At 32.8% G+C, this 26239-nt stretch carries 23 protein-coding genes; 11 read left to right on the top strand and 12 right to left on the bottom strand.

The annotated features are described in order from the left end of the window. Positions 1-59: 59 nt before the first annotated feature. Positions 60-1379, top strand: a complete 1320-nt coding sequence (locus AAFU52_RS22790) for a M24 family metallopeptidase (RefSeq protein WP_438423669.1) — start codon at positions 60-62, stop codon at positions 1377-1379. An 83-nt stretch (positions 1380-1462) separates the two neighbouring features. Next, positions 1463-2914 carry a hypothetical protein gene (locus AAFU52_RS22785; RefSeq protein ID WP_438423668.1) on the top strand — a complete coding sequence of 484 codons (1452 nt, stop codon included), beginning with the start codon at positions 1463-1465 and terminating at the stop codon, positions 2912-2914. Between the two features lie 10 nt (positions 2915-2924). Here AAFU52_RS22785 and AAFU52_RS22780 read toward each other — a convergent pair whose 3' ends face one another. Both AAFU52_RS22780 and AAFU52_RS22775 read right to left on the bottom strand, forming a co-directional pair. Beyond that, entirely contained in the window at positions 2925-4160 is a 1236-nt protein-coding gene (locus tag AAFU52_RS22780) for a M14 family metallopeptidase (protein ID WP_438423667.1), read from the bottom strand. A gap of 146 nt (positions 4161-4306) precedes the next feature. After that, positions 4307-5935, bottom strand: a complete 1629-nt coding sequence (locus tag AAFU52_RS22775; protein ID WP_024769437.1) for an acyl-CoA carboxylase subunit beta — start codon at positions 5933-5935, stop codon at positions 4307-4309. Between the two features lie 505 nt (positions 5936-6440). On the opposite strand from AAFU52_RS22775, the gene AAFU52_RS22770 reads away from it, so the two are divergent. The 4 genes from AAFU52_RS22770 to AAFU52_RS22755 are packed head-to-tail and all read left to right on the top strand — an operon-like array spanning position 6441 to position 9684. Then, complete coding sequence (locus tag AAFU52_RS22770) at positions 6441-6623, top strand: CAL67264 family membrane protein (RefSeq protein WP_034238511.1); 183 nt, start codon at positions 6441-6443, stop codon at positions 6621-6623. A 40-nt stretch (positions 6624-6663) separates the two neighbouring features. Next, positions 6664-8355, top strand: coding sequence for an energy-dependent translational throttle protein EttA (gene ettA / locus AAFU52_RS22765; protein WP_024769436.1), 1692 nt, complete (start codon positions 6664-6666; stop codon positions 8353-8355). Between the two features lie 4 nt (positions 8356-8359). Continuing rightward, positions 8360-9052, top strand: a complete 693-nt coding sequence (locus AAFU52_RS22760; protein WP_024769435.1) for an HAD family hydrolase — start codon at positions 8360-8362, stop codon at positions 9050-9052. 2 nt (positions 9053-9054) lie between these two features. After that, positions 9055-9684 carry a CatA-like O-acetyltransferase gene (locus tag AAFU52_RS22755; protein ID WP_438423666.1) on the top strand — a complete coding sequence of 210 codons (630 nt, stop codon included), beginning with the start codon at positions 9055-9057 and terminating at the stop codon, positions 9682-9684. Between the two features lie 95 nt (positions 9685-9779). Here the strand turns inward: AAFU52_RS22755 and AAFU52_RS22750 are convergent, their stop codons facing one another. The 3 genes from AAFU52_RS22750 to AAFU52_RS22740 all read right to left on the bottom strand — a co-directional run bounded on the left by AAFU52_RS22750 (position 9780) and on the right by AAFU52_RS22740 (position 12799). Then, positions 9780-10565 (bottom strand): DUF3050 domain-containing protein, encoded by a 786-nt coding sequence (locus AAFU52_RS22750; protein WP_438423665.1) that lies wholly within the window; start codon positions 10563-10565, stop codon positions 9780-9782. Between the two features lie 335 nt (positions 10566-10900). Further along, the gene (locus AAFU52_RS22745) at positions 10901-12022 is read right to left on the bottom strand and encodes a histidine decarboxylase (RefSeq protein WP_035090976.1); all 1122 of its coding nucleotides are present in this window, start codon (positions 12020-12022) and stop codon (positions 10901-10903) included. Between the two features lie 186 nt (positions 12023-12208). Beyond that, the gene (locus AAFU52_RS22740) at positions 12209-12799 is read right to left on the bottom strand and encodes a pseudouridine synthase (RefSeq protein ID WP_438423664.1); all 591 of its coding nucleotides are present in this window, start codon (positions 12797-12799) and stop codon (positions 12209-12211) included. A gap of 328 nt (positions 12800-13127) precedes the next feature. Between AAFU52_RS22740 and AAFU52_RS22735 the strand changes: the two genes are divergently transcribed. After that, positions 13128-13577 carry a cold-shock protein gene (locus AAFU52_RS22735; RefSeq protein WP_024769430.1) on the top strand — a complete coding sequence of 150 codons (450 nt, stop codon included), beginning with the start codon at positions 13128-13130 and terminating at the stop codon, positions 13575-13577. Positions 13578-13691: 114 nt separating this feature from the next. On the opposite strand, the gene AAFU52_RS22730 is transcribed toward AAFU52_RS22735, so the two are convergent. Together AAFU52_RS22730 and AAFU52_RS22725 are read right to left on the bottom strand one after the other, a co-directional pair. Then, positions 13692-14495, bottom strand: coding sequence for an MBL fold metallo-hydrolase (locus tag AAFU52_RS22730; protein ID WP_438423663.1), 804 nt, complete (start codon positions 14493-14495; stop codon positions 13692-13694). Positions 14496-14715: 220 nt separating this feature from the next. Beyond that, entirely contained in the window at positions 14716-15471 is a 756-nt protein-coding gene (locus tag AAFU52_RS22725; RefSeq protein ID WP_024769428.1) for a sulfite exporter TauE/SafE family protein, read from the bottom strand. A 221-nt stretch (positions 15472-15692) separates the two neighbouring features. Between AAFU52_RS22725 and AAFU52_RS22720 the strand changes: the two genes are divergently transcribed. Next, the gene (locus AAFU52_RS22720; RefSeq protein WP_152538489.1) at positions 15693-17429 is read left to right on the top strand and encodes a SulP family inorganic anion transporter; all 1737 of its coding nucleotides are present in this window, start codon (positions 15693-15695) and stop codon (positions 17427-17429) included. 9 nt (positions 17430-17438) lie between these two features. Here AAFU52_RS22720 and AAFU52_RS22715 read toward each other — a convergent pair whose 3' ends face one another. The 3 genes from AAFU52_RS22715 to AAFU52_RS22705 form a co-directional block, all read right to left on the bottom strand. After that, the gene (locus AAFU52_RS22715) at positions 17439-18404 is read right to left on the bottom strand and encodes a hypothetical protein (protein ID WP_024769426.1); all 966 of its coding nucleotides are present in this window, start codon (positions 18402-18404) and stop codon (positions 17439-17441) included. Positions 18405-18558: 154 nt separating this feature from the next. Then, complete coding sequence (locus tag AAFU52_RS22710) at positions 18559-20172, bottom strand: FAD-binding protein (RefSeq protein ID WP_438423662.1); 1614 nt, start codon at positions 20170-20172, stop codon at positions 18559-18561. A 129-nt stretch (positions 20173-20301) separates the two neighbouring features. Beyond that, positions 20302-20625 carry a hypothetical protein gene (locus AAFU52_RS22705; RefSeq protein ID WP_438423661.1) on the bottom strand — a complete coding sequence of 108 codons (324 nt, stop codon included), beginning with the start codon at positions 20623-20625 and terminating at the stop codon, positions 20302-20304. 346 nt (positions 20626-20971) lie between these two features. Between AAFU52_RS22705 and AAFU52_RS22700 the strand changes: the two genes are divergently transcribed. Genes AAFU52_RS22700 through AAFU52_RS22690 form a run of 3 tightly spaced genes read left to right on the top strand, consistent with a single transcriptional unit; the run spans position 20972 to position 23428 of the window. After that, positions 20972-21301: a helix-turn-helix transcriptional regulator gene (locus AAFU52_RS22700; RefSeq protein WP_024769423.1), complete on the top strand. Its 330-nt coding sequence runs from the start codon at positions 20972-20974 to the stop codon at positions 21299-21301. Then, positions 21295-22581 (top strand): type II toxin-antitoxin system HipA family toxin, encoded by a 1287-nt coding sequence (locus AAFU52_RS22695; RefSeq protein WP_024769422.1) that lies wholly within the window; start codon positions 21295-21297, stop codon positions 22579-22581. The genes AAFU52_RS22700 and AAFU52_RS22695 overlap by 7 nt, the downstream gene beginning before the upstream one ends. 16 nt (positions 22582-22597) lie before the next feature. After that, positions 22598-23428: a DMT family transporter gene (locus tag AAFU52_RS22690; protein ID WP_035090973.1), complete on the top strand. Its 831-nt coding sequence runs from the start codon at positions 22598-22600 to the stop codon at positions 23426-23428. Positions 23429-23534: 106 nt separating this feature from the next. Here the strand turns inward: AAFU52_RS22690 and AAFU52_RS22685 are convergent, their stop codons facing one another. Further along, on the bottom strand, positions 23535-23786 hold the full coding sequence (locus tag AAFU52_RS22685; protein ID WP_024769421.1) for a hypothetical protein: 252 nt from the start codon (positions 23784-23786) through the stop codon (positions 23535-23537). 1126 nt (positions 23787-24912) lie between these two features. Continuing rightward, positions 24913-26193: a M20 metallopeptidase family protein gene (locus AAFU52_RS22680; RefSeq protein ID WP_438423660.1), complete on the bottom strand. Its 1281-nt coding sequence runs from the start codon at positions 26191-26193 to the stop codon at positions 24913-24915. Positions 26194-26239 lie beyond the last annotated feature (46 nt).

Here is a 26239-nt window from a genome sequence, read left to right as displayed (position 1 = left end):
TTTTTTTGTGATATTTTTATTTCAATTATATAATTAATTGCCTCACACTAATCATAACAATGAAAAACTTTTTTATTATAATTTTACTTTTCCTAAGTACTACAATTCAATCTCAAATCCTTAAAGAAAGAGAAAGAGCAGCAGCAATTGATATGGTTTTAAAAGATCGATTCGATAATCTTTTGCCTCAATTAATGGATCGTACAGAGTTTGATATGTGGATATTGATTTCAAGAGAATACAATGAAGATCCCGTACTTAAAACAATGCTACCTTCAACCTGGTTAAACGCCAGAAGAAGAACTATCTTGGTTTTTTATAGAGATAAAGCCAAGAATACAATAGAAAAACTGGCTGTAGCCCGATACAATGTGGGAAAAAATATTGATTCTGAATGGGATAAAGATAAACAACCAGATCAATGGAAAGCACTAGTGGATATCATTTCAAAAAGAGATCCTAAAAAAATTGGGATTAATTATTCTAAGGATTTTGGAATTTTGGATGGTGTCGTAAAAACAGATTATGATGAGTTTATGAAGGTGCTGCCAGAAGAATATAAACCAAGGGTTTCCTCGGCCGAGAAATTATCAATAGCGTGGATAGAAACACGTACCAAGCAGGAAATGGAAATATATAAAGAGTTGGTAAAGATCACTCATGCTATTATAGAAGAAGCATTTAGTACATCGGTTATACAACCAGGAACCACTACTACAGATGATGTAGTATGGTGGCTAAGACAAAAGGTAACCGATATGGGGTTAAAAACCTGGTTTCATCCTACTGTAGATATTCAACGTTCGGGAGAAGCATTACAAAACCATATTGTTTCCTTTTCTGATCGACCAAAAGATAAAACGATTCGACCGGGAGATTTAATTCATTGTGATTTTGGGATTACGTATTTACGGTTAAATACAGATTGCCAGCAACATGCTTATATTCTAAAAAATGAAGAAACATCACCACCAGGGTTTTTAACAAAGGCTTTTGCAGACGGAAATAAAGTACAGGATATTTTTACATCTAATTTTAAGACCGGTAAGACCGGAAATGAGATTTTATTGAAATCCCTGGAACAGGGAAAAGCCGAAGGACTTAAGCCATCAATATACACACATCCATTAGGGTTGTATGGGCATTCTGCAGGTCCAACAATAGGAATGTGGGATGCACAAGGCGGAGTCCCGGGAACAGGAGATTATCTCTTGTATGAAAATACGGTTTATGCTATTGAATTAAATACAACAGTAACACTCCCAGAATGGAAAAAAGATATCCGTATTATGCTCGAAGAAGCAGGCTTTTGGGGAACTTCTGGTTTTAAATATGTTAATGACAGGCAAACAGAATTGATAACCATTCCAAAACGATAATTTTTATCACAATATAGTTTTGAATTCCTATATTCGCAGACTAGATTTTTTAATATTTATAGTTTATAATTAGCCGGAGTTTTATGAATCGATTATTTGTTTTTTTATTTGTGAGTGCCTTATTATTTGGATGTAATTCTGATAATGATGTGGTTGTTGATGAACCGGATAATGGAGAAATTGTTACCGAAAAAGAAAATACGTTATTAACTATTTCTAGAGGGAGTAATTTTAGTATAAGGTATAATGAAGAAATTAAAGATCTTAGTTTAGAGGTGATCATAACTGGAGAAGATGGTACAATCTTGACAAGAAATAATGTTGAAACAAATACAGAAATTAAATTGATGGCAAAATATGATACAAATAAGCCGTATCATTTACATTTTGTGCTCAGGTATCTTGAGTCAGATACCGAACCAGAATTTAGATATGAAAATGTTGTAAAATATTATGTTCAAACTTTTTTGAATGTTTCTAATCGAACATATTTTTATGACCTGGACATTGATCAAGATAAAGCAGAGGGTACTGCGGAATTAAAATTTGATAATGTTCCTTTTAATTTTTTGAATGCATCACAAAATACCAGTTTTGGAAGTTCTACTACATTTGATTTACCAATTGTAGATAATAAACTTAATTTTGATGTTAAAGTTAAACAGGTTGGCGCGACTACCGTATACGCATATGTAGAAAACACAAAAGTTGGTTTTGAGGAACTTAGATATACAAGACAAGAATTAAGTAATGGAGAACTGGTAACTTTAGACTATAATACTTTACCTAAAGCGAAACTGATAAAGGTTGATTTTCCGGATTTGGGTCTGTCAAATTCTGCTTTTAGAAGATTCACCAGTATTCTATCAGGTTTTGATTCATCAGAAAATTCTACTTTTTTTAGATTTGATAGTAGTTTGGTGTTTCCGGGAGGCGAATTATCAAAAGAGTTTTTTGTTCCAGAGAATATTTTTGAAAAGTATTCATTTTTTGGAACATCGGTATTTGATAATAATATTACTTCAACTCGGAATTTTTATAATAGTATTGATGAAATTCCAAAAGCATATGTTCCGTCAACATTAAATGTTTCTATAATAAATAATTCATTTCTAAATTATCAAGCAACGGTAACAGGAGATTATGATTATTTTAATTTTGCGGCATCATATAGTGATGGTGAGAATGTTTTAGCAGATACCAAAAGGTTTAGCTGGGTGATTTTTGATTCTGCTATTCCGTCAATATCAGTTGTTTTAAAAGATTTAGTTTCAGAATTTATTAGAGAGGAAGATGGTTTTAATATAACAGCTTCAGATCTAGGAAACCCACAACTAACTATTTATAAGAGTTCTGAAATTAATGATAAGAACGATTTTGTTGATATGGCAATCGATAGGAACCGTTCTAAAAATTTAAGAAATATACCATATGAGCGATGGATATCTATTGATAGAGGGACTAAAAGTAGCTTTACTATAGAGAATGATATCTATGAAATGCAGTTGTTACAAAAAGATGATTATGCCTATTAAACTTTAATAATCATTTACTTACCAAAATCCTCATCATTTGTTCGGCAGTAACCGTACCGATCACTTTTATTTTATCTCTTGGAGTATCATCACCTATTTCATAAGTTACACCTGTAGCATTATGCCCATATAGAAACCACCCTTTAGAAACAGGTTTCTTGCTGTTTCCTGGTTTTTCGTTTACAACATAGTCAGGGATATTATTTTCTAATGCAGTAAACCAATTTTCTACAAAATGGGGGAGAGTAGTGCCTTTTCGTATTTGATTTGTATAAAATATATCATACCAGGTAGAATGAAAATCTAAGCCCAGAATTAATTTAGAATTATGGTTTTTTAGTGTTTCGGTAATAAATTGTACAGTTTGTCTAATTTCGAGCTGTCGGTATGCAGACCAATCTCGATTAGTATCAACACCACCAGCATTATGTCTCCAGTGCCCCAGATCTACACCATCAGGATTCATAATTGGAAAAGCCAATACCCGGTATCTATTTAAAAACTTATCAGAAAGCTCAGAATCATCTAATATGGTTTGTACAAAGTGCTGAAAGGCAAAATAACCGGTAACTTCAGGAGGATGCTGACGGGTTAGTAAAACGATAAGATCTCTGTTTTCAGGCTTACCTTTATAGATGTCTAAAACAGGTAAGTTTCTGCCCAATTTTGAAGTTCCAAAAATACTAAGATTTACATAACTCTCTTTTCCTTTGATTAATGTTGTATACCAGTTTTTAACATCATTAGATGATTGTATTTCTTGTGAAGCTATTACTAGAGGAGTCTTTTCTAATTTTACTTTAATCGTAGTACTTTCTCCAATTTCATATACATTAGTTGAATCTATACTTCTCCACCGACCATTTACTTTTAGCCGAGGAAAATACCTGTGTTTATGCCCTTCTGTATATTGAAATTTAAAATAAAAATATTTGGATGTATTTGCCCATGTTTTAAAAGCATAATAAGCACTTTTGTTGATAGGAGTATTTTCTGGGCTTATAATTACAGCAGCGGTACTGTCGTTTATTTGTCTAAACCCATTAAGGCGAGCTCCATCAAATTCATTACTAGCATATACACCTGTATCTTTTAATTCATAGGTTTGCTTAGCTTGAAAATTAATTTTTTTAGTAGTAGTGTCTACTGGGGTTTCAAAAGAAACTTTTTTAACAGTTTGGCAACTTGATAGAAAAATAAAACTCAGTATCAATATTGGATATAAGGTGTTGACATATACTTTCATAATGAATGAGTTTTATTGTCTGTAAATAGATGAATAAAGATACTGAATACAAATTTCATCAATAAGTAAACCCTAATTACTTAATAATTAGGGTTTACTTTGTTAATCTATAAAATGATTATTAGATGCGAGATGATATTTTAATTTTATACCTGAATTATTCCTAAATTAAATTTCTTTTCGATTGGAGAATGATCTGCAGCTTCTATACCCATAGAAACCCATTTTCTGGTATCTAGTGGATCGATAATGGCATCTGTCCAGATACGTGCAGCAGCATAATATGGAGAAGTCTGTCTGTCATATCTCGCTTTTATTTTATTAAACAAAGCTTTCTCATCTTCTTCAGATAATTGTTCCCCTTTCTTTTTTAAAGAAGCAGTTTCTATTTGTAATAATACTTTTGCTGCCTGCGAACCTCCCATTACTGCTAATTCGGCACTTGGCCACGCAGCAATTAATCTTGGATCATATGCTTTACCGCACATTGCATAATTACCAGCACCATAAGAATTACCAATTACGATTGTGAATTTTGGCACTACACTGTTACTTACGGCATTTACCATTTTTGCACCATCTTTAATGATACCACCATGTTCACTTTTGCTACCCACCATAAATCCAGTTACATCCTGTAGAAATACCAATGGTATTTTCTTTTGATTACAATTGGCAATAAACCGTGTTGCTTTATCTGCCGAGTCAGAATAGATGACTCCTCCAAATTGCATTTCTCCTTTCTTAGTCTTTACAATTTTACGTTGATTTGCTACAATACCTACAGCCCAGCCATCGATACGCGCATACCCAGTTAGAATAGTTTGTCCATATCCGGCTTTGTATTCTTCAAAATCAGAATCATCTACTAGTCGATTGATGATTTCCATCATGTCATACTGTTCATTTCTGGCTTTTGGTAAGATACCATAGATATCATCCTGATTTTCTTTTGGAGAAACAGGTTTGCTACGATTAAAACCAGCTTTTTCAAAATCCCCAATTTTTGACATTATATTTTTAATGGTATTTAGAGCATCTGCATCATCTTTAGATTTATAATCAGTTACTCCAGAAATTTCACAATGAGTGGTAGCACCACCCAGAGTTTCATTATCAATACTTTCTCCGATAGCTGCCTTTACCAAATAACTTCCGGCAAGAAATATACTACCTGTTTTATCTACAATCAATGCTTCATCACTCATGATAGGTAGATATGCACCTCCAGCAACGCAACTTCCCATAACAGCAGAAATTTGAACGATTCCCATACTACTCATTACCGCATTATTACGAAATATTCTCCCGAAATGTTCTTTATCAGGAAAGATTTCATCTTGCATTGGTAAATATACTCCCGCGCTATCTACAAGATAGATGATTGGTAATTTGTTTTCAATAGATAATTCCTGAGCTCTTAAATTTTTCTTTCCTGTAATAGGAAACCAGGCACCAGCTTTTACTGTTGCATCATTTGCAACAACAATACATTGTTTTCCACTTACATACCCAATCTTAACAACTACACCACCACTAGGACATCCTCCATGATCTTGATACATATCCTCTCCTGCAAAAGCGCCAATTTCTATTGATTTAGAATCTTTGTCCAATAAATAATCGATTCTTTCTCTTGCGGTCATTTTGCCTTTGGCATGCAGTTTTTCGATACGTTTTTCGCCTCCTCCTAATTTTACTTTAGCCAGTCGCTGTCGTAATTCTGATACTAAAAGTTTATTGTGATCTTCGTTTTTGTTGAAGTTTATATCCATTGCGTGTATTGTGTGTATTGTTTGCACGAAAATACAAAAAACGTAGATTTTATGAATGATAGAAAGTCAATTTAAACTGTGCTATTATTTCGTTTTTAAAATAATGTTTTTTAAATTGTTTAATCTGTTGTTTTTTAATGGTTTAATGGGGGTGTTGCTAAATCTATAATTAGAGATTCCATTGTTTCATGATTGAATTGGGTGGCAGTCAAATAATTTGGTAACAACGTTTGTTTGTATCAATGTAGTATCATCATTTAGAATCAGAAAATGATGATATGTGTTATTGATAATACTATGAATCATGTTTTATAGTTGATACTCAACCCTTGAAGATCTGTTTTTGAACAAAAGTAAATTCTTAATTTGCTGTAGCACAATAGGTAAACTGTTTTTTTGTCTTAACAACTCTATAAAAACCTGTGTTTTGACGATAAAATACCGATATTTGCACTTGCTTATATATAAAAACATGAGTAACCGTACTAAACTAAAAAAATAATTTATGGGAATGAATAAAAATACAGTGTTGGCTTGGGCAACTTTTATAATGATAATAGTTGGTTTAGCACTTATTGCATTAGGAGCTTTTAGATATAGAGATGTATCGGGATATGGTTTTGCGGCTGTTGGAGTAGGCTTTTTTGCAATTGCCTGGGTTTTTAATGCATTAAAAGGAAGAGTTTAACTCTTATAACTATACAATCAAAAATAACAATTAAGGGCTTATGTCAGACGATAAAAAAGTAATCTTTTCGATGTCCGGAGTGAGTAAAACGTACAAAAGTGCAAATACTCCGGTTCTCAAAAACATATATCTCAGCTTTTTTTATGGAGCTAAAATAGGTATCCTGGGACTTAATGGTTCTGGAAAATCTACTTTACTTAAGATTATAGCAGGAATAGATAAAAACTATCAGGGCGATGTTGTATTTGCTCCTGGATATACAGTTGGTTTGTTAGAACAAGAACCAAAACTGGATCCTGAAAAAACTGTATTAGAAGTAGTAAAGGAAGGAGTGGCAGAAACTGTTGCCATTTTAGACGAGTATAATAAGATCAATGATATGTTTGGTTTACCAGAGGTCTATGAGAATCCTGATAAAATGCAGGAACTTATGGATAAACAAGCTAACCTGCAGGATCAGATTGATGCCAGTAATGCATGGGAGCTGGATACCAAGCTAGAAATAGCTATGGATGCACTTCGTACTCCAGAATCTGATAAGAAAATTGGAGTACTGTCTGGTGGTGAACGTAGAAGGGTAGCTCTTTGTCGTCTCTTATTACAAGAACCAGATGTTTTATTATTAGATGAACCTACTAACCACTTAGATGCAGAGTCAGTTCATTGGTTAGAGCACCACCTACAACAATATAAAGGTACTGTGATTGCTGTAACTCACGACAGGTACTTTTTGGATAATGCTGCAGGATGGATATTAGAACTTGATAGAGGAGAGGGTATCCCCTGGAAAGGAAATTATTCTTCATGGTTAGATCAAAAATCGAAACGACTAGCACAAGAACAAAAACAAGCTTCTAAACGTCAAAAGACTTTAGAACGAGAGTTAGAATGGGTTCGTATGGCTCCAAAAGGCCGTCAGGCAAAACAAAAAGCACGTTTAAGTAACTATGATAAATTGCTTAGTCAGGATCAAAAACAAGTGGATGAAAAGCTTGAAATTTATATCCCGAATGGTCCTAGATTAGGAACTAATGTAATCGAAGCTACAGGAGTAAGTAAGGCTTTTGATGATAAGTTGTTGTATGAAGATTTAAATTTTAATCTTCCTCAGGCAGGTATTGTTGGTATTATTGGTCCAAACGGAGCTGGTAAGACCACTATATTTAAAATGATAATGGGAGAAGAGCAACCAGATAAAGGTAGCTTTGCTGTTGGGGACACTGCTAAGATCGCTTATGTAGATCAAAGTCATAGTAATATCGATCCCGATAAGACGATTTGGCAAAACTTTAGTGATGAACAAGAGCTAGTCACAATGGGAGGAAGGCAAGTGAATTCCAGAGCATATCTGAGTCGTTTTAATTTTAGCGGAAGCGAACAAAACAAAATGGTATCTGCTCTTTCTGGAGGTGAACGTAACCGATTGCACCTGGCAATGACCTTAAAAGAAGAAGGTAATGTATTACTTTTAGATGAGCCTACTAATGATCTTGATGTCAATACATTAAGAGCACTGGAAGAAGGGTTGGAGAACTTTGCCGGATGCGCCGTTGTAATTTCTCACGACCGTTGGTTTTTGGATAGAGTTTGTACTCATATTTTGGCTTTTGAAGGAGATTCGCAAGTATATTTCTTCGAAGGAAGTTTCTCTGATTACGAAGAGAATAAAAAGAAACGTTTAGGTGGTGATTTAATGCCAAAACGTATTAAGTATAAAAAATTGGTAAGATAGTAGCATGCCTTTAAAAAAGATCAAAGTAATAGCTTTTGATGCAGACGATACACTCTGGGTAAATGAGACTTTTTTTAGAAAAGCAGAGGATGAGTTTTGTACTTTATTAGAAGAGTATTTATCCAAAGAAGAAGCAAATAAATTACTTTTTGATGTTGAAATGCAAAACCTGCCATTATATGGTTATGGGATAAAACCTTTTACACTTTCGTTAATAGAAGCAGCTATAAAAATTTCTAATGGAAATATGACGATTGATTTGGTGCAAAAGCTGATAGAAAAAGGAAAAGAAATGCTTCGGGAACCCATAGAACTGATTGATGGAATTGATAAAACATTAGATCAGTTATCTAAGAAGTATCGCCTTGTAATGGCAACTAAAGGAGATTTGTTAGACCAGGAACGAAAACTCATAAAATCAGGACTGGAAAATTATTTTCATCACATTGAAATTGTTTCTGATAAAACAGAAAAACAATATAAAAAACTAGTAAAACATCTGGATATTACCGAAGATGAATTTTTAATGGTAGGTAACTCTTTAAAATCTGATGTCCTACCGGTTTTAAATATTGGAGCACATGCATTTCATATTCCGTTTCATACTACCTGGGTACATGAAATGGTCGATGATAAAATTGATCACCCAAATTTTAGAAGTTTTGCAAAGGCTAGCGAGTTATTGCAAATATTATAAAAATGAAAACAAAACTAGATCTTACTACTTGGAACAGAAAAGAACATTTTGACTTTTTTGGTAGTTTTGATGAACCATTTTTTGGAATAACAACAACTGTAGATTTTACATTAGGATACCAAAAAATAGAAGATCTGGGGTATCCTTATTTTTTGTTTTATTTATACAAATCCCTTCATGCTGCAAATGCAATTGAAGCATTTAGATATCGTATAGAGGATAATCGAGTGTTTGTATATGATAAAATTCATGCATCACCAACTATAGGTAGAGAAGATCATACATTTGGATTTTCATTTATGGAGTATGATGATGATTTTGATATGTTTTGTAATAAAGCGCAACAAGAAATTGAAGCTGTTAAAAAAAGTACAGGATTACGACATACAGATAATGCCAAGCGTATAGATACTATTCATTATTCATCTATTCCCTGGTATAATTTTACTGGACTTACACATGCTAGGCATTTTCAGTTTAAGGATAGTGTTCCTAAAATTTCTTTTGGAAGATATACCAAAGAAAACGGTAGATTAAGTTTACCAATTGCTATTAATGTACATCATGGACTTATGGATGGATACCATATTGGTCTTTATCTTGAAGAGTTTCAACGGTTATTGAATGAATAGTGTGTTTTTTATCATAAAAATGATTCTTTAAGACCGTAATCAATATAGAAAAACAAAAGCCTTATATTTAAATGTAAGACTTTTGTTTTATTGTTTTAGGTACTGTGTATAAGCTTTTTATTTTTGATTAAATCAGAAATGCAATCCCATAACCTAATTCTTTGAATTAATGATCTCTTGGCGACTTGCAAAGCTTCTTCCCACTTTTTTGAATCATTTCCACATAATTGAGAAATCATTTCTAATGAAAGCGGCCCATGTTCATCACCATCAAGTTCGATATGTCTTTCTAGGTAGTATGTTAGTTTGTTATATAGTTTATTTTCTGAGTCGGATTTCTTCAATATTTCAATAAACATATCAGGAATTACATCCTCTCTACCAAAAGTGAATGCAGATGCAATACGATGAGGTTCTCCTGTTTCTATAATTTCGAAAGAAAACTTAACAAAACCTATTACGTGTTGATCAATATGTAATTGGCTTAATGCGTCATTAACATCATTTCCGGATTCAATTAAATCAATTAACGAATCAATTTTGGACGTATCAGCTTTTATCTGTTTCATGGCATCTAAATACATTTCAAAATGACTTTTGGGTTCTCCTAATTCATTAATATCACTTTCTTCTGCATGTACTATTTCATTTATAAATCTTGATAATACAGGGTTTTTCCTTGGGGTCCAAGGAGTAGTGGTGTTAGTTAATTTAACCTGTATTGCTTTTAATAAAGACATGAAATCCCAAACTGCAAAAACATGGTTTTCCATAAATATTTTTATATCATTAATATGATCTAAATTTTTATAGAGCTTGTGATTTTGTAATTGTGCTCTTAAATCAAAAAGTTCATTTTCTATATGCTGCAACTTATTCATAATGTATACATTCTATTTTGCTATTTCATGTTAGCTATTCTAATCAAAGAAAAATTTTAAAGCTGTATTTTTTAATTGGCGCAAAAATAATATAAAAACAGAATACCACCGCATATGGCGGTGGTACTTGCAATGATAAATCATTTTAATATAGGAAAGTATTGTTGAATTATATTAAATAGTGAATGGGATATTCTATATAAGAAATGACAACATACTTTTACACAAATTCATTGACGAAAATACCATAAAATCGTATGTTTATTTATGAAATAATCATTACAATTTGTAATACCCCATTCTATTATGTTATAATCACATGATTCAATTTTATATTAGATAGCGCACATTTCAACTTCCATATCTGCTATAAAGTTATCAATTTGCTCATAAGATACATTGGGCATGCAAATGATATGAGATTGCCCATTTTCTGTTGCTAATTGCCATTTATTTATAATTTTAGGGCTAGGAGCAGGGAAAATTATAGTAATGGCATTGGGGTTTCTCCAGGCTTCAATTCCAAGGTTTTTTAGTTTACTTTCTGTGTAAGAAGCCACAGCCAAACTATGTTCTGTACGTTTTTTGAACCCTTCGATTCCTAATTTTTTTATCGCATACCATAAAAATAACGGAGTATGTCCATTTCTTGATCCGGTTATAGTAGCATCAGAACTACCTATGTATGCTATTCTTCTTGCAATTCGATCTCTATTATCTTTTTTTACAATAACTACACCCGATGGCATTGGAGACCCTATAAACTTATGTCCACTGATTGAGATGCTATCTATACCATCCTCAAAATCAAATTGAGGCCGTGGAGTAACGAACGGAGCAAAACCACCTGCCAAAGCAGCATCTGCATGAATGTAATGTTTCTCTATAGCCATATCTTTCAAAATTCCTTTAATTTTTTTGGTATTGTCTTTAGCTTCAGTCATTGTAGTACCAATATTTGCAACTACTATTGCTGGCCTATGTCTGTTGTAGCCAATAGCTTCTTTTAAATCGTTATAATCCATCTCACCGTTTGGAAGTGATTTTACAATTACATGATTGATATTGAGTAGGGTTACATTTTTTTGAATACTATAATGTGTAGCTTCAGAAAAATAAACCATTCCTTTTGGATATAACTCTCTCGCTACATAAAGACTGTATAGATTTCCTTCAGAGCCACCATTGGTTACATATCCCCAAATATCATTTTCATGAGCTCTAAATAACCCTGCAAAGAAATTTACAACTTCACGTTCCATAGCTCTCGAATCTACACGATATGTAGATTCGCTAAATGGATCTCCTAAATTATTTAAAGGAAACTGAAGAAATGGCATTAATTCTGAATAATCGAAATCTTTTGAAACTGGGTATCCTAAAAAGTTTTGTGTTGTACTTTTGATACTATAATATAATTCTTCAAGTTGCTGTTGTTCTGTAGTATGTAATTTCATAATAGGCTTAATAATTTGCTCAAAATTACATGTATCAGGTTAATATTCTAAATTAGATAATAAAATAAGAATATTAATCTTTTTTATTTCGTATTAAAAGATTTTAATTCTATTACAATAATATTTATGTACTCTTTTTAGAATATCATTCTTGTAGATGTTTTGCTTTTACTTTATAGCGTGTATTTATAAAGTGTATAATTCTTTTACTTCCCCAGCTTCCATTGCATCCAAATTGATAGTACCAACTCGTACGCGTACTAATCGCAATGTGGGGAAACCAACAGCCGATGTCATTTTTCGTACTTGACGAAATTTTCCTTCTTGTAATGTGATAGAGATCCAACTGGTCGGCCCGTGTCTATCATCCCGTATTTTTTTTGGTCTTTCAGGGAATTTGGGAGTAGTTGCTAATTTAGAAGCTTTACAGGGGGTAGTGATGTATTTTTTTCCTTCAAAACCGATTTCCACTCCTTTTCTTAATAATTCAATTGCATCTATAGTGATGTCTCCATTTACCTGGGCATAGTATTCTTTTTCTACTTTACCACTGCAGATGTGGTTACTTGTTTTTCCATCTGTAGTGAGTAATAATAGTCCTTCGGATTTTTCATCTAATCGTCCAATAGCCATTATTCCTTCTGGAAAATCATATAACTCTCCTAATAGTTTTTTTGAATTTTGTTTTTGTCCGTTATTAATAAACTGGCTTAAATAGCCATAAGGTTTATAAATAGCGAAATGTTTATGATTTTGTTTATCGGTATTGTTTTCCATTCAAAAGTTATAGAGATTGCTGTTCTAGAGGTGAAAAAACGAGTTTTCGAATTTACGAATTTAGTTTTATCAAAGCCTAAATTTCATATAGAACCATGAATCAGGCAAATACTTTTCTGAAATTAAAAATGAAAACTTATCTTTGTAGAAATTTCAATACATTGATATTTATATATCAGGTGTATATGTTATTGCAACCACTGGGTAAATTATTCGGTAAATCAATCTTAGAAATTGCTATTTTCCAATCATTCGTTTAGTATTTCAATGACAACCTCCGTATTTTAGGTTAAAAAATAGGTTTAATAAAAAACAGTATAAAGAGCGAATGGCAAAATCACAACAGACTTTTAGTAAAATTGAAAAAGAGAAAAAGAAGTTAAAAAAGAGAGAAGAAAAGCAGAAAAAGAAAGAGGAGCGTAGAGCTAACTCTAACAAAGGTAATGGATTGGATAGCATGATTGCTTATGTTGATGAAAATGGATATATCACCGATACACCACCAGATCCAACCAAAAAGAAGAAAATCAAAGCAGAGAATATTGAAATCGGAGTTCCTAAAAGAGAAAAAGAAGAATTTGACCCGGTAAGAAAAGGGAAAGTTGCATTTTTTAATGATTCTAAGGGATATGGTTTTATTAATGACGAAGAAACTCAAGAGCGATATTTTGTGCATGTGAATGGATTGATGCAAGAGATAAAAGAAAATGATAAAGTATCTTTTGAGCTTGAGCGTGGTCAGAAAGGAATGAATGCGGTTAGAGTGAAAAAAATATAGTTACTATACTAATGTAATGATTTTTTATAATCATATATAAATAATTAAAAAGGTCTGCATGTATTGCAGACCTTTTTAATGTTAGATTATTTATTAGCCCAAACGATGCTAAAACTATTTAGTGTTGTTGGGATACCAGTCTAATTGAATTACTTCTATACCTGGGTTTTTTGACACTAGTTCTTTAAACTTTACAACATCACTTAATCCCTCGGTTCCTCGATAATGATATGGATATACTTGTTTAGGTTTAAATTCAAGCACAGCACTCGCAGCACTTTCTACTGTCATAGTATATGGTAGATTCATGCATACAAATGCCATATCTATGTATTGTAATGCTCTCATTTCAGGAATATCTTCTGTATCTCCCGAAAAATAGAGCCGTTTCTTTCCTAAAGTGATTATGTAGCCATTGCCTCTACCTTTATCATGAAATTTTAAAGCCTCTTCTCTTAGATTGTACATAGGGACAGCCTCAATAGATATGCCTTGCACCTCTTTTGTTTCTCCGTTATTAAGAATAATCAGGTGATCCGTATATTGTGCAGGAAGTTTTTCAGCTACTGCCTGGGGAGCAATAATTTCGGCGTTTGATAAATCCAGGCTATCCAAAGTTTCAATATCCATATGATCGCCATGTATATCTGTGATGAGAACCAGATCTGCAAGTTTCTTATCTTTAAAAGCTTTGGCTCCTCCTGCCGGATCTATATAAATAGTTTTCTTTTTCCATTCTAAAATAGTTGTAGCGTGGATTATTGGGTCGATAGTAATATCACTTATTGGTTTTTTTGGTATTTCTTGGGGAGCCTCGGTAATGGTTTCATTGCTTTCTTCGGTATCTTCATTTTTTTGCGATTTACAGTTCAAAAAAATAAGACATACCAAGGCAATGAATACGGGGGAAAGTTTCATATGATGATGATTTTTGTGTTTATTAGATCTAAAAGATAAGAATAATGGGCGAGATATGTGAAATAGGTAGTATTATGCTGAGTAGATAAAGTAATTGCTATAGGTTAGTTTTTGTGTAATGTATTGTGATAGAGTGTAAAGCAAAGCGGGGTGGGAGTATACTATTGATTACATGTTGGTAACTTCTCTTTTAGCTTTTTTTGTTTTTAGAGATTTTGGGTTAATTATCTATCCATAATTTAATCGCCATAGCAATAACCATAATGATCAAAAATACTTTAACCAAACCATCCCCTTTTTTAACAGACCATCTACTAGCAATCCATCCACCCGTAGCGTTTCCTATAGCAAGAACAAAACCATATAGGTAATCGATCTGATTATTATATGCAAAAATAGCTAATGCTCCAATGGTGTAAATAAAAACTACCAATACTTTGACAGCATTTGATGTAACAAGGTTTAGGTAATTTATAGAGGTTAATGCTAATAAGATAAATATCCCTACACCTGCCTGGATAAACCCACCGTAGACTCCAATAAAGAAAAAAGCGAGAATAGATATCCAAAGATGTTTACCATGTGTCCTTTCTATTACATTTTGAAGGTTTACTTTAGGTTTAAAAACCATAAAAAGGACTACGATAACCATTACAATTGCAAGGATTTTATTAAATGTATCCCCTTTGATGTCAATTGCAATCTGGGCCCCAATCAATGATCCAATAAGAGCAGATATTCCCAGGTAAATTCCAAAAGAACCTGGTTTGATTCCTTTACTCCTAAAACCAGCAATCGAAGAGATAGATTGAATGAAAACCCCAATACGATTTGTACCGTTAGCAACGGCAGGAGGGAGTCCCATAAAAATTAACATAGGTAAGGTAAGTAAAGAGCCGCCACCAGCAATAGTGTTAATTACTCCTGCTATAAACCCAATAATTGCTAAAATGAAAAGAAGTAATGTTTCGTTCATAGAGTTTTTTGAAAAATACTAAGAAAAAAGTAAACTATGTTGGCGTCAAAAATAGGAAAATCTCTATAATGAGTCAGACAAAAATTAATTATTTCTATTTAGACAGGATGAATTAAAATTTAAATAGATGAATTATAAATTCTTTTGGTATAACTTCTTAAACTGTTGTAGATTTACCTAATAAATCAAAAACCTTCAGTAACGTTAAAAAGTTATATAAAATAATTCCGTTTCTTCAGATTTTTAAGGATAAAAAGTATAATAGCTCTTTCTTTAAAGCAGATTGTATTGCAGGTATTACTGTAGGAGTTATCCTTATACCACAAGCGATTGCCTATGCATTGCTTATGGGAGTACCTCCGATTTATGGTTTATATGCATGCCTAATTCCTTTATTGCTTTATGCTTTTTTTGGAACATCCAGGCAGCTAAGTATAGGACCGGTAGCTGTTACTGCAATTTTAGTAATGAGTGGAGTAAGCCAACTTGCAGATCCGTTTACAGAGAAGTTTGTCGAATTGGTTTTGTTTACCGGTTTCTTGATTGGAGTACTACAGATTATTATGAGTGTGTTGCGTATGGGGTTTTTGGTAAATCTAATTTCCCAACCTGTAATTTCGGGGTTTATCTCTGCTGCTGCAATAATTATCATTATTTCTCAATTGGATCAAGGATTGGGAATTAGCATTCCAGATTTTAAATATACACATCAAACAATTTGGTACACTATTAGTCACTTTTCTGAAGTAAATTGGATTACACTGGGGATTTGTTTGTGCTCTATTGTGATTATTAATTTACTTAAAAAATGGAAACGATCATTTCCTGGTGCCCTTACAGTACTTGTAATTACAACTTTTGTAGCCTATATTTTTGACTTAAACGAAAAAGGGTTGGCGATTATTAAAGATGTACCTAGCGGACTTCCTTCTTTTAGTATTCCAAATATGGATTATGATACAATGGTTGCACTAATACCATCTGTATTGACTGTCACTTTTATTGGGTATGTTGGAAGTATTGGGATTGCTAAATCTATAGAAATGAAAAACAGGGATCACATTATACGCCCTAACCAGGAATTATTTGCTTTAGGAATAGCTAAAGTGATTGGTGCTTTTTTTCAGGCGGTACCTTCTTCTGGAAGTTATAGCAGAACAGCAATTAATGACGAGGCAGGAGGGAAGACTACTGTATCATCTATTATAGCTGCGCTAATGGTTATATTTTCTTTGTTGTTTCTCACGTCATTTTTTTATTATATCCCAAAAGCAACTCTTGCGGCAATTATATTAGTTTCTGTATTTGGATTGATTAATTTTAGTGAAGCAAAATATTTGTTTCGACTTAGAAGACGAGATTTTATTGTAATGATCATCACCTTTTTTGGAACATTGATTTTTGGAGTAGAAAACGGAATCTTTATCGGGGTGATATTGTCATTTGTTTTTCTACAGTATTACAGTGCTCGCCCTCATATTGCCGAATTAGTAAACATACCAGGTACCAAATATTACAGAAATATCAATAGATTTCCAGATGCAATACAATCAGATGCATATTTAATTATTAGGTTTGATAATCAATTATATTTTGGTAATTCAAGTTATTTTAAAGATGCTATTCTGGCCTATGTTTCTGATCGTAAACCATTACCAGAGTTTCTAATCCTTGATAATACAAATATGCATGATATAGATAGCACGGGCCTTCATGTGTTAGATGATATCCAGCAATACCTTGATGATATAGGAATTCAATTGTTAATGGTGGGTACGATAGGTCCAGTCCGAGATTTTCTAAAACGATCTGGTTTTACAGATAGATTAGGTGCAACCTATTATTATTTGACAATCTCTGATGCGGTAGATCATGCAGAAAACCAAGCTGCTGAACATAAAGAAATACACGAAGCAGCGGTACAGTTTAATAAGAAAAGAAAATCTTTTTTAGATTAATGCTGTTCTCTAATCCTCTTCGTATAAGTGCAATTTTAACCCCATACCATAGTTGGTGTTGTTGTTTTTGATCAAGTTATTGTTTTTGCTATATCCTCTGTCAAAACGTTGCCAGGTTCTATTTTTAAAAAATACTCTTCTGGTAAAAGTTTTGTAACTACTTATTTTGTCTGTAAACGGAAGTAAGGGTCTAAAAGTAGTAGACACTTTAACTATACCTTTTCGAGTTTCAATTTCACTGTACTTTTTTGTTTGCTGTAGTTTTCCATTCTTGTCTGTATAGCCTAATACTTGTATAGAGACAAAAACACCTTCTTTTGGGATAAAGACTTTATGTTCTGAAACGTTCAGTTCAAAATTAGATTTATCTTTATTAGTTACCTTAAATATAATATCCTCATACGATAGTCTTTTCCCTGGATATCCATTGTTATTGCTGTAAAACTGCATCTTGAACAAAGTAGAAAAAGATTGTTTTTTGTTAGAATTCCGATTTGAAGATTCAGTTTTAATAGGTAGGTATACTGAAGCAATTTTGGTAGACTTCTCAGAGCTTTTAGGAAAGAAAACTGCAATTTCAGACTCTACTGTAGGAAGCCAGCTTTTAAAATAATCATTATGTACTTCTGAAGCCAATTTCTTGGTTTTGTATTTTCTTTTCTTTTCTGCTGTAATATATACCTCTTTAAGTTCTGCAATATCCTGGACTAAAAGTATTTTTTTGGGTAAGGCAGCGGTAGAAAGCGCTAACTCTTTATATCCAATGGATGATACGTATAAAGAATCTATATCAGAATACCATTTTTTTGAGAATTGGAAATTTCCATCAGCATCAGCAAATGTACCACTTCCATTCCTAAAAGAAATTGTAGCATATGATATAGGTGTATTTTGTACAGAATCAAGTACAGTATAGGTCTGTGAATAGACAATTTGTGCTAAAAAAAGCAGTAGTAGGTGGGACAGCTTTTTCATTGGGTAATGGGGATTAGAAAAACTAAAGTAATGAAATATATTTATACTAGAACGATTATCGTGCCAAAGAGCTATAATTATAATTAAAATTATTTTCAATTATAATTATGTTTTATTATTAAATAATTAACAATCAATTATTTATGTTACTTATCTAAACAATTACTCCAACTACTTTGTTTAATCCGCATCTTTCAATAAAACCATTGGTAAATACGTTCATTGATTCAGAATCAAGTAAGTCGTTACGAGTATCAAGCCAATGTTGTACCGTGGCAGTACCATACATATTTTGAATACGCTGAAAATCGAGATTAAAATTTATTTTCCCCCAATGTAAGGTGTATGGAATATTGATGGCTTCTAATCGGTTCCATACTTTTTCATAGAATTTTCGGGTTATATCTGCATCTACACCATCTAATTCTAGTACACAGGTTTTGTCAAATTTTGTAAAGCCTAATAAAGCCTCGGTTCCTTTTACGTATCGCAATGATATTCCGCCAGGAAAAGGATCACCATCTTCAATAATCATCATAATTTCTTCGACTACTCGTACACTATCTTTAATATCTATTCCTAGAGCTGCACTGGCAACTTTACCTCTAAATTTGGTATTGCTAAATGTTTCTCCAATAGTTCCCTCCATAGGAGGAATTTCTTTGTAAGCCAGAGGGAATAGTATGTTGACTAATTTTGGGACTAATAAAATCGATAACCCTCCCAGACTATCCATAACTGTTTGTATTAGTCCCAGTAAATCATCACCATAGGTTAAGCCTTTGTCGTCAGGAGTCCTACGGGTATAGTTATCTCTGTATTTGCGTTTGTAGGAGACTTTTAGGAATACACCTTTATTGTTGTTGTCTGGCTCAAAATCATATGGATTTATAAGTATTTCAAAATGATACAATTCTCGATCAGGAGAATGTTGAGGAAAGGGGAGTATGGTGTTAATTGTTGAAAAATCTAATGTTTTCATGGTGCTTTTAAGATCACTATTGTAAGCGATTTTATCTATGCGATGTTCTTCGAGTAGAAATTTGGGCTCTGTTTCTATCATAATACCGTGTATGATTCCAAAACTTCCGAAGCTTACCAAGGCGGCATTAAACATAGTGTCATCTCTTATTAAATCTGCACCTAACCAATTAATAAATCGATCGGATACTATAGGGTTAGAGCTTCGTTCTAGCCATATGTGACGATCTCGACCAACGACTAGATGTATCCCGGTTACAAAATCCTGTATTGCTCCTACGTTAAAAGCAGCGCCGTGGGTGCCTGTGGATAGAGCGCCTGCTACTGTTTGGCCATTGCTAGCTCCCGAGGCTTTAATGGAGCGATTAGGTCGTTTTTCTTTTTCTAATTTTGAATTAAGTTGTAATATAGAAACTCCGCATTGTACAAAAAATAGATCTTCAGCTAATCCTCCTTTGTTTAAGTATTCGTTGCTTATGTTTGGTTTGCTAACCGAAAAACTAAGACGTAATGATTTAGTGTCTAGGATACCGCCTTCAGAAACAGCTACCTTAGAAAATGACCAGCCGCTTCCCATAGCGCGTAATCTAATGTTGTTATCAATTGCATGTCCTATTAGCCATTGTAGGTTTTTGGTAGTGGCTATGTATTTATCAGCTCCTTTACTCAACGAATCATCATTACGCACTTTGAAAGAGGCGTTTTGTGTTAGTTTTTGAGTAAAATTTTGATGCCTGTTTTCCCATTTCCTTATAGGTAATGTCTCGATGCCTTTTGGTAACGCCATGATTATACTTTTTTATATTTTATTACAAAATGTCTTTGTTTTTAGATAGCACTGCTGGCAGATCAATATCAAATCCGATATGGTTCCTGTGTTTATTGATATAAGCCAAACAGAAATGATGTATTTAATCTATAATTCATCAATTGGTGGATCTGGTGGAGCGCATTCCCATTCTATGGTTTGTGGTATAACAATGCCTAGTGTAATTGTAGATAGTAATATGTATCCAAGATTAGTGGTGTTAGTTGCCGAGCTTAAGTGCTTAGATTCGCACTTGGCATCGATATCTTTAGGAGAAACTAATCCCCAGGCGAAACTCCAGGTGGTTTTAGTGTTTTTAACCACAGAATCACTATCATGAATACTTACAACTCGTGTAGACATGCAGCTTGTGCAACAAAGAGTTATTGCTAGTACTGTGCTTATACTTTGTAATCGAATAGAATGTTTCATTGTCTTAGATTTTAAGACAATCAGACGATATGATAAGAGGGGATTATTAAGTAGGTTAAAAATAATAATATTCTAAATGATATAAAAGGGGGATTTACCTGTTTTTCATAATGATAAATATTAAAAATTCTATTTTAATGAATGATAATACTATCTGTAGTCAAAAACATTTATTTAAAGTATATTTTAATATACTTTATGGTTTTCTAGTTAATATTAAGTATATTATGATATACTTTACTATATTTGATACATTATTGTGCTAAGGAGTACAATATATTATACTTAATTTACGTTTTACATTTTTAATGTATATTATTATATACGTTAATTTAATTTATGTGTGATGAATATTAATAACCTTTCAGACGAACAAATACTGGCAGAACTTACTCAAAGAGTAAAACAACGACGCCTTAATCTTAATATTACTCAGGATGAACTTTCTAAAAGGGCAGGGGTACATGTGCAAACGATTAAGAATTTTGAATCCGGAAAGACAACTACTTTATTAACTTTTATCCAAATACTTCGGGCATTTGGAGATTTAAGCGCATTAAGCTCTTTATTTCCAGATCCGGGTATAAGTCCCATAGAACTATTAAAACTAAAAGGAAAAGAGCGTGAGCGTGCGTCACGTAGCTCTAAAAATCAAAATGAAGACCCATTATGGTAGATGTTATTAAAATTACCCTTTGGGGAGAAGAATTGGGAGCATTGAGTTGGGATAGCAAAAAAAACTTTGCTTCTTTTGAGTTTTTCTCTTCATTTCTAAATAAAAATCAGGATGTGTCACCGATACACATGCCGATACGGTCTTCTGCAAAAAAAATATATAGCTTTCCTAATCTAAACCAGGAAACCTACCGCGGATTACCAGGAATGTTGTCTGATGTATTGCCCGATGATTTCGGAAATCGCTTAATTGATCAATGGCTAGCTCTTAATGATATCCCAAAATCTAAATTTACCCCACTAGATCGCTTGTGTTATATTGGTACTCGTGGTATGGGAGCATTAGAGTTTCAACCTGCAAAACACATAGGACAAGCTCAAACTACTACCCTCGAAGTAGATAAACTGGCACAACTGGCAGAAAAAATACTTAATACACGAGAAAAACTAGAACTAAATCTTTCTGAAACAGAACACCTTAATGAATTGATTAAAGTAGGAACTTCGGCTGGAGGGCAACGGGCTAAAGCCATAATCGCTTACAATTCCACAACAAATGAGATCCGATCGGGGCAAGCCATAGCTCCTCACGGATTTGAACACTATATTTTTAAGTTTGATGGAGTAAATGATACTACTCTTGGAGACCCACAAGGGTATGGAAGGATCGAATATGCATATTATTTAATGGCATTGGATTGTGGTATTAATATGGAAAAATCTTTACTTTTTGAAGAGCATGATAGAGCTCACTTTATGACCAAACGCTTTGATCGTCATAGTAATAACGAAAAAATACATATGCAAACCTTGTGTTCGATAGCACATTTTGATTATAAATCTCCAGGTGCACACTCTTATGAAAATGCATTCGAAGTAATGAGACAATTACGATTACCACATAGTGATGCTATACAATTGTACAAAAGAATGGTGTTTAATGTCATTGCCCGTAACCAGGATGATCATACTAAGAATATTTCTTTTTTGATGGATAAACGTGGAGTTTGGAGACTTTCTCCTGCTTATGATGTGACTTATTCGTACAATCCAGAAGGGATCTGGACCAGCATGCATCAGATGTCAATCAATGGTAAACGGGATAATTTTACACTACAGGATTTGATTACTGTAGGAGAGAAGATTAGCTATAAAAATCATAAGGAGGCAATACAGCAAGTTGTTGATGTTGTTTCTAATTGGGGGCATTATGTTCAGAAAACAGGAATTCCAAAATTACAGGGTGATCGATTAGCAAAACCATTTAGGTTGCACCTTTGATTTTTTAATTAAATACATGAAAAAAGCTATATACTTTATGCTTCTTAGCGCTGTGTCTTTTACAGCAATGAACTTACTTGTTAAGTATTTAGCACACTTTGGAGGAGCACAGTTGGTATTTTTTAGAGCGTTTGGCTCGTTATTTTTTACAATGAGTTATTTGTTATGGCATGAGATTCCAATATTGGGTAACCAAAAAAGATTAATGATTTATCGAGGCCTTGCAGGAGTTACTTCGATGGGATTATTCTTTATGTCAGTTAATTATCTTCCTATTGGTTCTGCTGTATCCTTACGATACTTATCACCAATATTTGCTACCATTTTTGCTGTATTTTTTCTTAGAGAACAAGTAAAACCAATACAATGGTTGTTCTTTTTGATGGCTTTTAGTGGAGTTTTGATGATCAAAGGTTTTGATCCCAATGTAGATTCTTTTGGTTTACTGTTAGTGTTGGGCTCAGCAGTATTTAGCGGAGTGGTATATGTGCTTATCAATAAAATTGGTCATGGCGATCATCCCGTTGTGATCGTTAACTATTTCATGTGGATTTCTGTTACTGTAGGAGGTGTTCTTTCCATTTTCAATTGGACCACACCAATAGGAGTAGAGTGGCTACTATTGCTTAGTCTAGGGATTTTTGGGTATTTCGGACAGTTATTTATGACCAAAGCATTTCAATCTCAGGCAACGAATAAAGTGGTATCCTTAAAATACGTCGAAGTTATTTTTACGATGATTGCAGGGGTGTTTTGGTTTACCGATATATATCCAATCCTAAGTATTATAGGGACCTTATTAGTGATCATTGGATTAATCCTTAATATTTGGTACCGTAAACGTTAACCTGATTTATGTGTTAGGCTTAGTTATAAGGCTCGAAAGCCTCAAGACATAGTAGGTTTCTAATACATAAATCGGGTTAGTATTACGAGTACTTGAAAGACTTTAATTATGAAAAGTCTTCTCTAAGATAAAACATGAGTTTTCTCTTATCTGTAAAGCTTTTGATAGTAATAATATCACCTGTAATTTTATTATAAATTACTTCAACAAATAATAAATCTACATAATAAATAGAATAGTAAAAATCACGATTTTGGTCATTTATTGTAAAGAGGTGAATGCCTCGATCCCAGAGGTCTTTGTATTTAATATCTAATTGTCGAGCATTAAACTCTTGTTCAAGGGTAATTCTTTGCATAAGCTATTAATTTTAATATGAGGCATGATAAAACTACGGAAAAACCGTAACATATGCAAGTGAAAATTGTACAATATGTTGAAAAACAATAAAATGCATGTATAGGATGGCCCTTGCTTAAGCATATATTTGGTTATAGAACATTAGGGTTTTAAATAGCTTTATGGCCAATATTAACCATAAAACAATTATTATCTTTTTGCAAAAAGAATAGGTGTAAGTATTGCATATAGTATATACAAAAAAAAAACTTTATTTAACCCTGTTTTTGTCTTGTGTAAGAAAAATCTTTTATTGAAATACAATAAATCCTACATGAAAATGTGCTATTGCAGGTTTTTGTTTCTTTTAGCCCGAATTAACTAATAAAGAAGTCATTTTATAGAAAGCGGCCCCCTTTGGTTAACTACTCCAATAGAGGGCCTAAATTGAAACATAATTGGTATTTAACACAAACTCAACTTGTACTAATTATGAAGTTTCAACTTTACTTTTTACTAGTTCAAATATATCTTAGTTTTATAAAATCCATCATGTTTATTCATAAAAAAATTAACATTTAACCGATTAATAACAAAGTAATGTTAATTAATTGTTAACCAGTTGCTTGAATATACATGCATATGGGTGAATCTGTTTGATTATATTTGTTTTAGGAGTTCCTTTCTAGATTTGTTCTACCCTTTTTATGGGGTAGCCATAATAAAGAAAATAAAAAACGTCAAATAGATACAGATTGTGTTCTCAATTCAGAGAAAAACAAAGCTAATTATAGAGTGTTAATGCTCTTTTAAAATTCATTGATAGTAGGGAAGAGTCAGGTGCTAAATTTATGCTTTAAGAGTTTTTATCATTATATAAACAGGTTTATAGTTGTCTCTTGTTTCCTACGCTAATATTTAAAAATACTTTAGTGATACTTCTAGGGCTACAAAAAGTATGTTGAGTAAATCCCACTAACCGATCAATAATCCAGGATACCACTATAGATTTTGTCTTATAAAGCTTTTTCTTTAGCTCAGGATTTGGAAAAATAATCTTATTAAGATGTCTTATACTATTTCATATAAGAACTGGCATTAAATATTAGGGAGTCGTTGATTGATGTTTGACCTCTACATGATTTTTATTTGTTGTTAGTACGTTCGAAAATTAAAGAAGCGAAACACTGTACTCCATATTTTATCGTTTTTTCATCTACAGCAAAGTTTGGTGAATGTGGCATAGAACTTATACCTTCCTCAGTATTAGATCCTCCTAAAAAAAAGAATACTCCAGGTACTTTTTGCTGATAAAATATAAAATCTTCGCCAAAATAAGGAGCTTGTCCGTACAGTGGTTTAAACATTTCTTCATTGTAAAAATTACGAATAGTTTGTTCAGCAATGTTTGTGAGTTCAGGATCATTTATAGGAGTTGCATAAGCTCTTGAATATCCAATAGAAATAAAAGCATCTTTAAATTTAGAATTAAGGATTTGTTTTTTTATTTCAAGGGGTATACTATGAGTATTTTCAATATTAGTTTCAAAGAAACTAGCGCTAAAAAAAGTGGTGTCCTGATCTTTATAAAGTTTTGTTCCATCTAATAAAAAGTAGTCTTTATAAATTGTTTCCTTACTTGTGATCCCAATTTTAGGATCAGAAATATTATTTATGATATCCCAAGGTGAGCCTTTAAGGGGATTACGAGCATAACCTTTTAGAACAGTATTCATAAAATTTTCTAATTCATTGTCATTGACACTAGGTTTGAATTTTACCTTAAGGCTTCTTTGATAAGCAAATAATTCATTAGCCTTAAAATTGATCATTCCTGATGTTCCAGGACCAATATGTAGTCCATAAATTTCATCTGGTTTAATGATGTCAAAAAGCCCATCTTTAATCATGTCTTTTGCACCTGTAAAAGTCTCTTCAGATGGCTGAAAAATAAAATAAACGGTACCTTCTAGATCTTCTTTTTGTTGGGATAAAATAGTAGCTATTCCTAAACCAATGGTTGTATGAACATCATGACCACAGATATGTCTTATACCTTTATTTTTGGACTTAAAGGTAACTGGATCTGGATCATCTGTTTTAATAGCATCCATATCTGCTCTCCAAGCTATTTTTCGGCCTTTTTTACCGCCTTTTAGAATTCCTACAACTCCATGGCCACCAATATTAGTTTTTACTTCTAATCCTAAATCCTTTAAATAATCGGCAACGATTTTAGAAGTTCTTTTTTCTTGCTTAGATAGTTCAGGATTCATATGTAAATCGCGCCTAATTTTAACTAGGTTATCATAGATCTCATCGGTTTGTTTTACTATTTTTTGGTAGGTATTCGCGCTTTTATCTGATTGTGCACTAAGTATTCCAGTAGCTATTAAAAATACTATTGTTATAAGTTTTATCTTCATGATATAATTTTTTTTTGTTATTTATTATATCACAAATATTGTCTTA

Origin of the sequence: Aquimarina macrocephali (assembly GCF_051627225.1) — a bacterium.
Classification (GTDB): domain Bacteria; phylum Bacteroidota; class Bacteroidia; order Flavobacteriales; family Flavobacteriaceae; genus Aquimarina; species Aquimarina macrocephali.
Note: the sequence above shows the minus strand (reverse complement) of the source record. Positions and strands in the feature narration are given on the sequence as shown.